We start from the raw sequence: 13,750 nt of genomic DNA on the forward strand, positions 1-13,750 counted from the left end.
CGTAAAAAATATTGAATAATAAACAATTGAACCTTAAATTTATCACTTTCGTAAACCCTAAATTTTCCATAACTTTGTGAAACTTTTGCACAAAATAAAGCGAACGTAATGGAAGAAGAAAAAAAATCACTCAATTTTATTGAGCAAATTATTGAAGATGATCTGGCAAACGGGCTGAAAAATGATCAGATCCGTTTCCGTTTTCCACCTGAACCTAATGGTTATCTGCATGTAGGGCATACTAAAGCCATCTGCATCAACTTCGGTTTGGGTGAAAAATACAATGCACCCGTAAACCTTCGTTTCGACGATACGAATCCTGAAAAAGAAGAACAGGAATTCGTAGATTCTATCAAGAAAGATGTTGAATGGTTAGGTTTTAAATGGGACAAAGAATTGTATGCATCCGATTACTTCCAGCAGCTTTACGAATGGGCCGTTCAATTAATCAAAGAAGGAAAAGCTTATGTAGATGAGCAGTCCTCTGAATTGATTACGGAGCAAAGAAAGAATCCTATCGAACCGGGAGTGGAGTCTCCTTACAGAAACCGCCCTGTTGAAGAATCGTTAGATTTATTCGAAAGAATGAAAAACGGTGAATTTGAGGAGGGTTCCATGTCTCTTCGTGCTAAAATTGATATGCATTCTCCTAATATGAATATGCGTGATCCTGTGATGTACCGAATTTTAAAAAGACCACATCACAGAACCGGAACCGCCTGGAAAATTTATCCGATGTATGACTGGGCTCACGGAGAATCAGATTATCTGGAGCAGGTATCTCATTCATTATGTTCTTTGGAGTTTGAAAATCACAGACCATTGTATAATTGGTACCTGGAACAGGTGTATGACGAATCCAAGGTAGCACCGAAGCAAAGGGAATTTGCAAGGATGAATGTCTCTTATATGATCACTTCCAAAAGGAAGCTGCAAAGGCTGGTTGCTGAAAAGGTAGTCACCGGATGGGATGATCCTAGAATGCCTACTATTTCAGGGATGAGGAGAAGAGGGTTCACGCCGACTTCTATCAGAAATTTCATTGAAAAAGTAGGAGTTGCCAAAAGAGAGAATCTTATTGAGCTTCAGTTGCTTGAATTCTGTGTCCGTGAAGACCTGAATAAAGTTGCAAAACGTGTAATGACAGTGGTAGATCCGGTCAGACTCATCATTGAGAACTATCCTGAGGATAAGGAAGAATGGGTAGAAACGGAAAACAATCCTGAACAGGAAAATGCGGGAACAAGAGAAGTTCCGTTCTCCAGAGAATTATATATTGAGCGTGAAGACTTCAAGGAGGAAGCCAATAATAAATTCTTCAGACTGAAATTAGGAGGAGAGGTCCGATTAAAATCTGCTTACATCATCAAAGCGGAAAGAGTAGAGAAGGACGAAAATGGGGAAATTACAACCATTTATGCGACCTATGACGAAAAAAGCAAGTCAGGAAGCGGTACGGAAGAAAGTTTAAGAAAAGTAAAAGGAACACTGCATTGGGTCTCTGCAAAACATGCACTGCCTGTTGAGGTGAGGGTTTTAGATAAATTGTTCACGGTTGAACAACCGGATGCAGAGAAAGATGTAGACTTCTTGAACTTTATCAATCCTGAATCTATGACCATCGTGCAAGGGTTTGCCGAACCTAGCTTAAAAAATGTGGCAGTTGGAGAGCCTCTTCAGTTCCAGAGAATCGGATATTTCACAAAAGATCAGGATTCTACGGATACTCATCTGGTATTCAACCGTACAGTGACATTAAAAGACTCTTATAAGCCGGAGTAAAAATCTATTTATACCAATATAAACAGAACAGGGCTTATTTTACAGGCCCTGTTTTTTTATTTAAAAATATTAAAATTGTGAAAATATTACATTTATATACAAGTTCATTTAAAGGACTTTCGCAGGAAAGTTGGATGTTGGCGCTGGTAATGCTCATCAACCGTTCAGGATCTATGGTACTTCCTTTTTTGGGAGTTTATATGACGGATCATTTGCATTTCAGTATTGAAAATTCAGGGATCGTCCTGAGCTTTTTTGGAATAGGATCAGTAATAGGATCCTGGTTGGGGGGTATGATTACCGACCGTCTCGGAGAATACCGGGTACAGAGCCTGAGCCTGTTGCTCAGTGTGCCGTTGTTTTGTTTAATTCCGCTTTTTACTACAGAAGCAGGATTGGCGGGTATCATCTTAGCCCAGAGTATTGTAAGTGAAGCGTTTCGCCCTGCCAATTCAGTAGCGATTACAAAATACGCGAAGCCTGAACACATTACAAGAGCTTTTTCATTGAACCGTATGGCAATTAACCTGGGATTTTCGATCGGGCCTGCTTTAGGTGGGATTTTATCCGCTATTTCTTATGAATTCCTGTTTTATAGTAATGCTGCAGGAGCATTGCTTGCGGGTTTGCTGTATATCTGGTTCTTTGGAAAGCGAAACCAACGGGTTGTGGCTAAAGCAAAGAAAGTAAAAGAAGCAAAAGCTGTGGCCAAAGAAAACTCGCCTTACCGGGATAATAAATTCCTGATCTACTGTTTCTTTTGTATGCTGTTTTCCATATGTTTTTTCCAGTTATTCAGCACGTTAACGATATTCTATAAGGATACGGCCCATCTCAGTCAGCAAAACATCGGGTATATTTTGGCATACAGTGGCTTTTTGATCGTATTGCTGGAAATGTCTTTTGTACAGATTGCAGAAAAATATTTTAACCTGGCTTTTACCATGTTGATCGGAACCTTTTTGTGCGGGTTTTCTTATGCAATGATGGCTGTAGACCATCGGATGATCACCCTGGTGATTTCTATGACTTTATTGTGCATCGGGGAAATCTGGACACTGCCTTTTATGTCTACTATCACAGCCTTACGTTCTGGAAATCATAATAAAGGGGCGTATATGGGACTGAACGGGATATCATTTTCCATAGCGTTCATTATCACTCCATATTTGGGAACAATGATTGCAGAGAAGTTTGGATTTGAAATCTTATGGATTGGAACAGGAGTTTTAGCGACTCTTATAGCGGTGGCTTTTTATTTTATCATTCCATGGATGCTGAAAGATAAAGCTAAAGCTAAAGAATTAGAAAGTTAGATTTACAAAAAGAATTCCGGACATCAATATTAATGCCCGGAATTCTTTTTTAATTTTAGTTATTGTGTTTGAACTCATAGAATGAATAGGTTATTTTTCCTAACTTTTACACTTTAATTTTTAACTTCCAATACACTAATGCGGAGAATTAACCTCTTGTTTTTAATTCTTTTAAGCCCATTTTTCTTATCCCAGGAAAATGATTCCACCACATTGATTTCAGAAGTAAAAGTTGATGCTTATAAAAAACCGGTTCACTTTATGGCATCCACAAAATCGGTTTCCGTAGTTTCAAAAAATCTTCTGAATCAGAATACTCCTGAAAGAATGCTGGAATCTGTAAATCAGATTGCGGGTGTAAGGATGGAGGAACGTTCTCCGGCAAGTTACAGGATTTCTGTAAGAGGAAGTACATTGCGATCTCCTTTCGGAGTCAGGAATATAAAAGTGTACCTGGATGATCTTATCTTATCAGATGCTTCAGGGAATACCTATTTTAATGTTATTTCTCCTGAGCTCATTGATAGGATGGAAATCTATAAAGGTCCGGAAAGTGGAGATTACGGAGCTGTAACAGGGGGAACTATTCTTCTTCAGACAAAAAGATCTGATCAATTATCTGCGAATCTTAGCGCAGGGAGCTACGGAACTTTCAACCAGAGTTTTAAGTTTTCAAAACAATCAGGAAAACATTTTGTCGGTATTTTTCAGAATTATTACAGAACGGACTCTTACAGAGAACAGTCTGCTGTTGAAAGAAAACAATTTTTTATAAAAGATCAATTTCAATATTCGGAAAAGGGATCACTTCATGCGATGCTGCTATTATCGGATCTGGATTATGAAACTCCTGGAGGATTAACCCGGGAGCAAATGCTGATCAACCGAAAACAGGCACGACCTGCAACGGCAACGCTTCCGGGTGCTAAAGAGCAGGCTGCGGGAATCCGCAACAAAATGATCCTTGCCGGAATTTCTCATGAATATACTATAAGTCCGGAATTCTCTCATTTTATATTGGTTCAGGGTTCTTATGTTGATTTTGAAAATCCTTTTATCACCAACTATGAAAACCGGTTTGAAAAGAATTTTGCATTAAGAACCCATTTTAATTATGAGCACCATTGGAAGACCATTACAGCAGCTTGGAGAATGGGTTTTGAGGGCGGAATCAATACTATTCTGGTCAAAAACTATGATAATACAAAAGGGGTTGAAGGAACGCCTCAAAATTTTGATGAGCTTACAAACAGATCAGGATTTTATTTCCTTTCACAGAAACTGAATTTTAAAGAAAGGCTTTTTACGGATATTTCCCTAAGCTTAAATTCCAGTTCGTATACGTGGAACAGATTATTTCCGGCATCCGGTAACGGTAAAGTGAACTTTAAAAATCAATGGCTTCCCAATTTCGGGGTTACTTACCTTTTGGGAAAAGGATTTTCGGCAAGAGGGAAAATAGGAAAGGGGAATTCAGCTCCTACCAATGAAGAAATCCGTTCCTCCAATCAGGAATTTAACCTGAATCTTCGCCCTGAATACGGTTGGAATAAAGAAATTGGTATCCGGAAGCAGTTTGGAAATGTCATTTTTTTAGAAGGAAGCTATTTTGATTTTCGTATGAAAGACGCTATTGTAAGAAGACAGAATGAAATAGGGCAGGAGTATTTTGTGAACCAGGGTAAAACAGTGCAGAAAGGAATGGAAATTCTTTTGGAGTCGAAGAACTTTACCTTAGACAACCCTTATTTCAGTCGGTTTAAATTTAGATTTTCAGGAAGCTTTTATCATTTTAAGTTTAAGGATTATGTGCAGAATGCAGAAAATTTCTCAGGAAACGATCTTACCGGTGTTCCCGCTACAAGCTTAAATAGCTTACTGAACTTTATATTCTTTCAAAAACTGTCTATTGATTATTCTCATTTTTATACTTCAAAAATGCCGTTGAATGATGCCAATTCCGTATGGTCCGAAGCAAGTTTCGTAGGTAATATTCAATTAGGGTTTCCTATAGAATGGGGAAAAACAACATTCAATCTTTATCTTCAAATTCAGAATCTCTACAACACGGAATATGTTCTGGGTTTTGATATTAATGCTTTTGGAAACCGCTTTTATAATCCGGCGGCAAAAAGGAGTTTTATTGTTGGGATGAAAGTGGATTTTTAAACTTCTTCCGGATTGAACAGATCTTGTTATGTATAAAAATTAAAAAAATACGCGTAAACATCTGCGTAATCTGCTCGATCTGCGAGAGATCATCTGAACTATTTAGAAAGTATACTTCCTATAATCATCTCTGCATGAACCCTTGAGTTTTCAATAAACCAAAGATGGGTATCTTTCCCTCCACAGACAACACCTGCAAGATAGAGGTTAGGAACGTTGGTTTCCATCGTTTCAGGATGATAAACAGGATTCAGACAGTCTCCCTGTAATTCTATTCCCGAATTTCTCAGAAAATCAAAATCAGGAAGGTAGCCCGTCATGGCAAGAACAAAATCATTTTCAATTTCATGAACCTGTCCGTTTCCATCCTTAAAAACAACAGTTTTTTCTTCAATTCTGATCATTTCGGCATTAAAGTATGCATTAATACTTCCTTCCGCAATTCTGTTTTCTATGTCAGGCTTTACCCAATATTTTACGCTCTCTGAAATTCCAGAATGGCGAATGAGCATCGTCACTTCAGCTCCTTTTCTGTAGGTTTCCAAAGCTGCATCCACGGCAGAATTGCTGGAGCCTATTACCACTACTTTTTGTTTCGCATAAGGATAAGGTTCCGTATAATAATGCTTTACTTTTGGTAAATTCTCTCCCGGAATATTCATCATATTCGGGATATCATAAAAACCTGTTGAGATAATTACATTTTTAGACAGATATTTTGATTTTGAAGTTTCAATTTCGAAGAGTTCATGAGTCTTTGAGATATTCAGCACCTTTTCATACAGGTGAATATTGATGTTTTTTTGCCTTGCAATACCCTGGTAATATTCCAAAGCTTCCTGCCGTCCTGGTTTGGGTGCTGTTGAAATGAACGGAATACCGTCAATCTTCAGTTTTTCCGCAGTCGAAAAAAACCTCATATATAAAGGATAATGGTATAATGAATTAACAATGGTCCCCTTTTCTATAATCAAATAGCTGAGATTATTTTTCTGAGCTTCCAGTGCACAGTTTAATCCGATAGGCCCACCTCCGACAATAAGAATATCCAGAATTTCCATAGGACAAATTTAATCAAAAGCTTAAACCGCATACATACTTTCCAAGAGAACTTATCTATGATATTTTATGGCATTAGTTTTGGTTATTTTTTCAAAATGATAAAAGATGAGAAAATTATTTGTAATTCTGCTTGCCCTTACTGTTTTGGCTTGTAAGAAAGCACCTAATAGACCTGTTAAGGATCAAAAAGATTCTGTCTCTCATACTAAAGTTGAGCCCAAAGATTCCATACCCATTCCGGTAAATAAGGAAGAAGTTTTGAGAAAGACAAATGATGAGCTTTTGCAGGCTCTAAAGAATAAGGATTACAAAAAATTTGCTGAATTCATACACCCTGAAAAAGGAGTCCGGTTTTCTATGTATGCTTTCGTAGATCCAGGTGGGGATAAGCATTTTTCAAAAGCCGATTTTGAAAAATACTCTTCCGCTAAAACTATTTTCACCTGGGGAGCATTGGACGGTTCAGGGGATTCATACAAGGTGACGATTAATGATTATCTGCAGAAATGGGTGTTTTCAAAAGACTTCACAGTTTCTCAGTTTTCTTTGAATGAATTTCAGAAAACAGGAAATTCACTGAATAATGTAAAGGAAATCTATCCAAAGAACGATTTTACCGAAAACTATATCAAAGGAACAGAGAAGTATGGCGAAATGGATTGGAAAACACTTCGCTTTGTCTTTGAAAAATTTCAGGGAAAATATTATCTGGTTGCTGTAGTGAATGATCAATGGACGGTCTGATCCAACACTTCAGCTAATTGTTGAGTGAGGTTTTTTCTTGAAAACTGCTCAATATTTTGAATGCTTTCAATACTGTTGCCGTTTTTCCATAGCTCAAATTTTTTCAGGATAAAACTTTTAATGGATTCGGAATCGGAATAGCTGAAATGTTTACCTGCCTGTGTCTGTTCCAGTATTTTAGAAACATCGGCCTGATCAGGACCGAATGAAAGAATCTGTTTTCCGGTAGCCAGATATTCGAATATTTTCCCCGGGATAATTCCTTTGGAAGATTCATTGGGGAAATTGGTGATCAGCAATACATCTGAGCTTTGCATTTCTTCAATAGCCTTATCATGAGAAAGATATCCTAAATTGAGAATATGATTTCTTAAGGCTGAATTCTCAATATAGTCCAGGATTTTATCATCAACTCTTCCGGCAAATTTTAGAATAAAGTTTTCTGCAAAATCCGGGTGGGTTTTTACCAGTTCATCAAGAGCTTTCCAAAGTTTTTCAGGATTTCTCAGCTGTTCCAACACTCCTATATAACTCAAAGTAAACTTTGCTGTTTTGCTCTTTTGCGGATCTGTTTTGCCCGAATCGCTTTCATCAAAACCGTTGGTAATGCAAATTGCATTAGCTCCCGCCTTACGGAAATTTTCTGCATCGGTATAGCTTGTAGCCAGGGTAATATTTGCATTTTTAAAAACTTCACTTTCCAATTGTCGGTGTTTCCTGTCGGAGCTTTTAGTAAGCTTTAAATGTTGGTAATAAGAAATTTCAGTCCATGGATCCCGGAAATCGGCAATCCATTTCAGACCCGTTATCTTTTTTTTAAGCTGTAACCCGATGAGGTGTAAAGAATGGGGTGGTCCTGAAGTTACTACCACATCTATTTTATTTTCTTTGAGGTAATGCGCTAAAAATTTCACAGAGGGTTTTACCCAGAAAACTCTTGCATCCGGAATGAAAAAGTTTCCCCTTACCCAGATAGAAAGTTTGGATTTCCAGCTTTGATGGGTACCCACATCGAATTGCCCGGCTTTAAATTTTTTATTGCTCTTATTAAGCTTTTCGGCCAGTTGGTAAGGTTCCCAGATCTTTGTTTTTACCATTTCAATATTTTCAGGAACGTCTTTTATCAAGCTTTCATCCAATAAAGGATAGCTTGGGTTTTCCGGAGTATAAATAATGGGTTTCCAACCGAAATCGGGAAGATATTTAGCAAATTTCAACCATCGCTGTACACCGGGACCTCCTGCAGGAGGCCAGTAATAGGTGATGATTAATATTTTTTTATGTTCCATTGATTATGAATACTGCTTGTCATTCTGAACGAAGCGAAAGCGGAGTGAAGAATCTTATTCTATTTCCTCATTCAGAAACTTCCAACTGGGATTGAATTCATTAATTAAATTATCTTTCTTACTTCTTGTCCATCCTTTTATTTGTTTCTCTCTGATTATTGCGGTGTCAATATCATCAAAATGTTCAAAATATAATAAATAAAAGCATTTATATTTTGAAGTAAAAGTTTTTTCACTGGATTCTGGATTTTGGTGCCAGTATAATCTGTTTTTCAAATTATTAGTAACACCTGTATATAATACTGTTTTTGTTTTGTTGGTCAGTATATACACATAATAGTTATGAGTTGCTAAAGTCTTCATTTGATTTGAGATTCTTCACTCCGCTTTCGCTTCGTTCAGAATGACAGACGGGAATTTAGACAGTTTTTGTAAGCTCTTTCTTTTTCTTCTTATTCATCCAGAAGATGCCAAAAGCACTTAACAGGATAAATAATCCAAAGCAAAGCAAAGAAATCCATTTTCCCTTTTCAATCACTTCCGGCTCAAATATCATTCTGATATTGTGGGTTCCCGCCGGAACATGTACGGCACGAAGCAAATAATCTGCTTTGATATAGGGAACTTCTTTCTCATCCACAAACATTTTCCAGCCGTGAGGATAATAAATCTCAGAAAATACCGCCAATTGAGGAGTTTTGGAATGGGATTTAAATTCCAGCTCATTCGGCTGATATTTTGTTAAATTGATGTATGCTGTAGAATCTGCCTGAACGGGTTTGTTATTAAAATAAGACTTATCTGAAGAAGCAATAACGGCAGTTTTTTTACTGTCGATCACTCCAATAGATTTGATCTCTTCATTAGGTGTATTCACAAATTTCAGATCATTTACAAACCACGCATTTCCATTAGCTTTTGGATTAGGAACCGCCTGAGGTTGTTCAGGTCCGCCCGCTACCCAATATTTTGCATTAAGAAGGTTCAGGATATTAGGAACTCTTACCGAATCCATTACCTGGAAGTATTCGTTGATTACATCATCATATCTTCTTAATTTCACGGCATGATAACCTCCGATAGACGATTTAAAGTATGATGTATTGGTTTCACTGAAGGTTCCTAAAATATTATTGAAAATTCTGTAATGAGACTTATCTTTTTCAGCGATGGTTTCCAGTGTTTTATTCACCTGAACATTCGCTAGAATGGATTCTAAATTCGGATTTCCGGCCACTTTTTCAGCCAACAGGTCAGAGCTTTCAGTCTGGAAAGGATTTTCCGCAAAAACTTTGTCTACATAGTTTTCATCATTCAGATAACGTTTATTCACGGTCCAAAGATCAAATAAACTTACTACTCCAATGATGATTAATGCTACATTCTGACTTAATTTCTGCTTTAAGGCAAAGAATAAAGCCGCCGCTGTTATGGCAACATACAGGAATGCTTTGATAGCATCAATTTTAAATAATTTGTATCTCTCCTCTACAAGGAAATCCAAAAGGAAAGGAGGGAAATACGTCTTCTCGTTGGCAGTTGCAAAAACTAAAAGAGATTTTCCAAAAAGCAATAAGATCAGTAATAATCCCAATGTTCCGCCGCTTACATACATAAGGGTTTTCTTTTTGTATTCTTCCGTCAGCTTTTCATCTGTGAAGAATCGGTACAATCCTATGATAGCAATGAATGGGAATAATAATTCCACGACCACCAAAATAGAGGATGGGGCTCTGAATTTATTATAGAAGGGTACAAAATCTATAAAGAAATCGGATAAAGGCATAAAGTTGCTTCCCCAAGCCAGTAGTATAGTCAGAATAGAAGCTCCCAATATCCAGTAACGGTATTTTTTCCACCCGAAAAAGAATCCTAACACTGCCAGAAAACATACAATAGCTCCCTGATAAGCAGGTCCGGAAGTTCCCGGCTGGTCACCCCAATAGGTCACTCCGCTGAAACCTTTGGAAATTCTGTCCATTTCAGACTGGGAAGAAACATTTTCCTGTACAAGCTCCTGAACCCTGTTCATAATTTCTTTCGCTTCAGGTTCCTGGCTTCCGCCTCCCATTAATCTGGGAATAAAAAGATTCAATGTTTCAAGCTGGCCATAGCTCCACATCAACATACTTTCTTTATCCATTCCCGATTCTCCTGAAGTATGGTTTTCATTGTTCAGGATTTGCTTTCCACGAACTGTTTCTTTCACATATTCGGAATTGGCCATGATTCTTTGGGAATTCATTCCAACGCCAATTACACACGCCACAGCAATAATTCCTGAAGAAATAAGGAAATGCTTCATCGGTGTTTTTTTCTGGATGGCTCTGATGAGTTCAGATAAGAAAAGGAATCCTAACGCAATAAACAGATAATAAGTCATCTGTGGATGGTTTGCCGCAATCTGAAGACCCATAAACAGGGTGGTGACGATGAATCCCCAAATATAGCTTTTACGGATATAAACCAGCAAAATACCGGCTAAAAGCGGTGCGAAATATTCAATCGTATTCACTTTACCATTATGCCCCGCAGCAATGATGATGTAGAAATAGGTGGAGAGTCCAAAGAAAGTGGCTCCCAATAAAGCATACTTCCAGTTTCTCACCGCAACCATTCCTAAAAAGAAAAACCCTGCAAAAAGTAAAAAAAGATAATTAACAGGTCTCGGAAGGAAGTTCAGGTAGCTGTCAATTTTTTTTATGATATCCCCCTTAAACTGGCTTCCCATTTGATAGGTAGGCATTCCTCCGAACATGGAATCACTCCAGTAGGTTTCTTTTCCGGTATCTGCTCTATAATCGAGAAGTTCTTTGGCGCCCCCTCTGTACTGAACAATATCATGCTGAAAAAGCTGTTTTCCTGTAAAAACAGGAGTGGAATATAAAAATGCTAAAACTATAAATACAACTAATGAAATTGCAATATAAATTAAGTTTTTATTTTTTGCCATGCTGGTTATTATCTTTTATTGCCGGAATTTTTACCTTTTATCATTTTCTTTAATCTCCTCATAATCTACAGTTTCTGCGTCCCATTTGAGATTGTGGCTGTTATTTTTATTTGAGTTCTGTATATCCTCCTGCTTATTATTGTTGTTAAATCTGTAACTGTAAAATGTCTTAAAGAAGATCCTTTTAAGGATATTCCAGACAAAGAAAATAATAATGGCTGCAAGTACAAGCTCAAAAATATATTTCATGATGTTTCAATTATTTGGAAGAAGGGTTGATCATCACCGAAGAATTGGAAACGCTTTTCATAGACTGGGATTGCTTTCCATCTGAAATGGTTTCAATCTGGGTGGTTTTTACCGTAATATTCTGGTTGGTGATCCATCCTGTATTCTGATCAAATTTTATAGTCCCGTTTTGAGCAAGCTCACTGCTCAGGCTATGCGTAATGGGTCCCTGTGTTTTTTTCTCGGTTTTCTTAGGAATTCCTCCTGTCACAGAAATTTCTGCCGTACCGTTTCCGACACTTTTCAGCGTATAGCTTGAAGTTACTTTAATGGTTCCGCTTGGATCCGCATTTTCAGTATTCGTCCATTTATCTCCAACTTTTGCTCCTTTTTTAGGAATAATAGTCAGGTTTTTATTGAACTGATCTTTCAATATGTTTTCATTGAAAGTTTCCTTAAGGCTCGCTACAACATTAGCTTTTTGATTGGCATCTTTGATAAGCGTTCCAACAGCATTACCTACTTTGGTGTAGATGGCTTCAAAACCTGTGATGGAAATCACATGTCCTTTTGTATCCATCTTCATATTCAGCTTATTTCCCGAAGTAAGCGCTTTATTAATGTTCCAGATCATTTTCAGATCATCTTCTTTAGGCATCGGTTGTTTAGTGTCTACAACAATTGTTTTTCCCTGTGCGGATTGTGAATTTCTTTTTCCGACAAGATTTAGGGTCATATCATATACATTTCCTTTGATGTCATTTACCGTGAAAGTCATTTCATCAGTAGATTCACTTGTTCCCGTAATCGATTTCCCCTGAGGGTCTGTCATGGTTTTTACATCTCTCTGATACGTTACAAGTGGATATGTTTTTCCTTTTTCAAGCTTGAAAGACTGGGTATAGATCCCCGCAGAATCCTTAATAGCCGGATTTTCTTCCACTTTGGCTACAGAGTCAGCCGGAACTTCCACTGTAATGGTCTTTCCTGTTTTCGGATCTACTTTTGTGATTTTTGCCGTTTCTTTTTTACAAGAAACCAAAGCTATGGAAATCAGCGCTAGTGCTGCTATATTTTTCATTTTGATTATTTTTTTAATGTTATCGGATTAATTGATTTTCGTAAGTTTCTGTCTCATTGCTTCATACAGGATGGCTCCACACGCCACAGAAACATTCAAGGATTGTGTTTTTCCTTCAATAGGTAATTTTATTTTTTCGTCGGAATGATGTAAAACTTCTTTGGAAATTCCCGTTTCCTCATTTCCCATTACGATAGCACATGGTTCTGTGAAATCAATATCATAAATCAGTTTTTGAGCTTTTTCACTCGCAGCAAATACCGAAATACCACTTTGCTGAAGAAAATCTACAGTGTGGGCCAGGTTGGCTTCTTTACAGATTTTGATATTATAAATTCCTCCTGCGGAAGTTTTTATAGCATCTGAATTGATGGGGGCAGCTCCTTTTTCAGGGATAATCACGGCATCTATTCCTACACATTCCGCAGTTCTGCAGATGGCCCCGAAATTTCTTACATCCGTAAGCCTGTCGAGAATAAGCAGAAAAGGAGTCTTTCCCTCTTCAAACAGTTGAGGAACAAGATCCTCTACTTTATGAAACGGGACATCAGAAATAAAAGCCACCACTCCCTGATGGTTTTTTCTGGTAAAGCGGTTCAGTTTTTCAACCGGAACATAATTGGGACGTATTTTATTTTTAGCTAAAACAGCTTTCAGCTCAGCATAAATAGGACCTTGCAGTGCGTTCTGCACAAAGATCTTATCAATTGTTTTTCCAGCTTCAATAGCTTCAATCACGGGACGAAGCCCGAAAATAAAATCATCTTTTTTATCGTTGGTAGTATTCATTAATCTTCAGTTAAATGTTGTTTGCCGGAATAATGTCCGTATATGGTGTTTTCTTCCAGAAGGGTTGCTTTTCCTTCAAATATCGGATTACCTTCCAGATCGGACCAGACAAGTTTGAAAACATTTGCAGATGTTTCCTCGATTTTTAAATTATTGATCATAGCTTGATTGTCTTCAACCCATGAAGTGATGTATTCCCCGACAAACCCTGTACCTTCATTGATTCTGTTAGCACTTTCCGATAAAATGGCATGCTCAACATTGTTCATATATTCACCAATCAGATTTCCGGTATTAGTAAGTCTAAAATGGAAGCTACCGCGAACAGACATAATTA

General features: G+C 37.6%; 12 protein-coding genes. 4 read left to right on the top strand and 8 right to left on the bottom strand.

The genetic code is table 11. The features are described 5' to 3' along the window. Nucleotides 1-108 precede the first annotated feature (108 nt). The 3 genes from BCF58_RS03555 (at nucleotide 109) to BCF58_RS03565 (ending at nucleotide 5,267) form a co-directional block, all read left to right on the top strand. Nucleotides 109-1,782 (top strand): glutamine--tRNA ligase/YqeY domain fusion protein, encoded by a 1,674-nt coding sequence (locus BCF58_RS03555; protein ID WP_121460406.1) that lies wholly within the window; start codon nucleotides 109-111, stop codon nucleotides 1,780-1,782. A gap of 134 nt (nucleotides 1,783-1,916) precedes the next feature. After that, complete coding sequence (locus tag BCF58_RS03560) at nucleotides 1,917-3,098, top strand: MFS transporter (RefSeq protein ID WP_121460407.1); 1,182 nt, start codon at nucleotides 1,917-1,919, stop codon at nucleotides 3,096-3,098. Nucleotides 3,099-3,236: 138 nt separating this feature from the next. After that, nucleotides 3,237-5,267, top strand: a complete 2,031-nt coding sequence (locus BCF58_RS03565) for a TonB-dependent receptor (protein WP_121460408.1) — start codon at nucleotides 3,237-3,239, stop codon at nucleotides 5,265-5,267. A gap of 98 nt (nucleotides 5,268-5,365) precedes the next feature. On the opposite strand, the gene BCF58_RS03570 is transcribed toward BCF58_RS03565, so the two are convergent. Then, nucleotides 5,366-6,328, bottom strand: coding sequence for a YpdA family putative bacillithiol disulfide reductase (locus tag BCF58_RS03570; RefSeq protein ID WP_121460409.1), 963 nt, complete (start codon nucleotides 6,326-6,328; stop codon nucleotides 5,366-5,368). Between the two features lie 106 nt (nucleotides 6,329-6,434). Between BCF58_RS03570 and BCF58_RS03575 the strand changes: the two genes are divergently transcribed. Then, complete coding sequence (locus tag BCF58_RS03575; RefSeq protein WP_121460410.1) at nucleotides 6,435-7,073, top strand: hypothetical protein; 639 nt, start codon at nucleotides 6,435-6,437, stop codon at nucleotides 7,071-7,073. Here BCF58_RS03575 and BCF58_RS03580 read toward each other — a convergent pair. Genes BCF58_RS03580 through BCF58_RS03610 form a run of 7 tightly spaced genes read right to left on the bottom strand, consistent with a single transcriptional unit; the run spans nucleotide 7,058 to nucleotide 13,745 of the window. Then, nucleotides 7,058-8,362 carry a glycosyltransferase family protein gene (locus BCF58_RS03580; RefSeq protein WP_121460411.1) on the bottom strand — a complete coding sequence of 435 codons (1,305 nt, stop codon included), beginning with the start codon at nucleotides 8,360-8,362 and terminating at the stop codon, nucleotides 7,058-7,060. The genes BCF58_RS03575 and BCF58_RS03580 overlap by 16 nt on opposite strands. 54 nt (nucleotides 8,363-8,416) lie before the next feature. After that, nucleotides 8,417-8,725, bottom strand: a complete 309-nt coding sequence (locus BCF58_RS03585; protein WP_121460412.1) for a GIY-YIG nuclease family protein — start codon at nucleotides 8,723-8,725, stop codon at nucleotides 8,417-8,419. 55 nt (nucleotides 8,726-8,780) lie between these two features. Next, a complete protein-coding gene (locus BCF58_RS03590; RefSeq protein WP_121460413.1) occupies nucleotides 8,781-11,315 on the bottom strand; it encodes a YfhO family protein in 2,535 nt (844 codons plus the stop codon). Between the two features lie 30 nt (nucleotides 11,316-11,345). Next, nucleotides 11,346-11,564, bottom strand: a complete 219-nt coding sequence (locus BCF58_RS03595; protein ID WP_121460414.1) for a hypothetical protein — start codon at nucleotides 11,562-11,564, stop codon at nucleotides 11,346-11,348. A gap of 10 nt (nucleotides 11,565-11,574) precedes the next feature. Next, complete coding sequence (locus BCF58_RS03600; RefSeq protein WP_121460415.1) at nucleotides 11,575-12,624, bottom strand: DUF6263 family protein; 1,050 nt, start codon at nucleotides 12,622-12,624, stop codon at nucleotides 11,575-11,577. 27 nt (nucleotides 12,625-12,651) lie between these two features. Continuing rightward, on the bottom strand, nucleotides 12,652-13,413 hold the full coding sequence (gene rlmB, locus BCF58_RS03605) for a 23S rRNA (guanosine(2251)-2'-O)-methyltransferase RlmB (protein WP_121460416.1): 762 nt from the start codon (nucleotides 13,411-13,413) through the stop codon (nucleotides 12,652-12,654). Next, complete coding sequence (locus tag BCF58_RS03610) at nucleotides 13,413-13,745, bottom strand: hypothetical protein (RefSeq protein ID WP_121460417.1); 333 nt, start codon at nucleotides 13,743-13,745, stop codon at nucleotides 13,413-13,415. Before BCF58_RS03610 ends, rlmB begins: the two co-directional genes overlap by 1 nt. Between the last annotated feature and the right edge of the window lie 5 nt (nucleotides 13,746-13,750).

The organism is Chryseobacterium defluvii (assembly GCF_003634775.1).
Classification (GTDB): Bacteria; Bacteroidota; Bacteroidia; order Flavobacteriales; family Weeksellaceae; genus Chryseobacterium; species Chryseobacterium defluvii.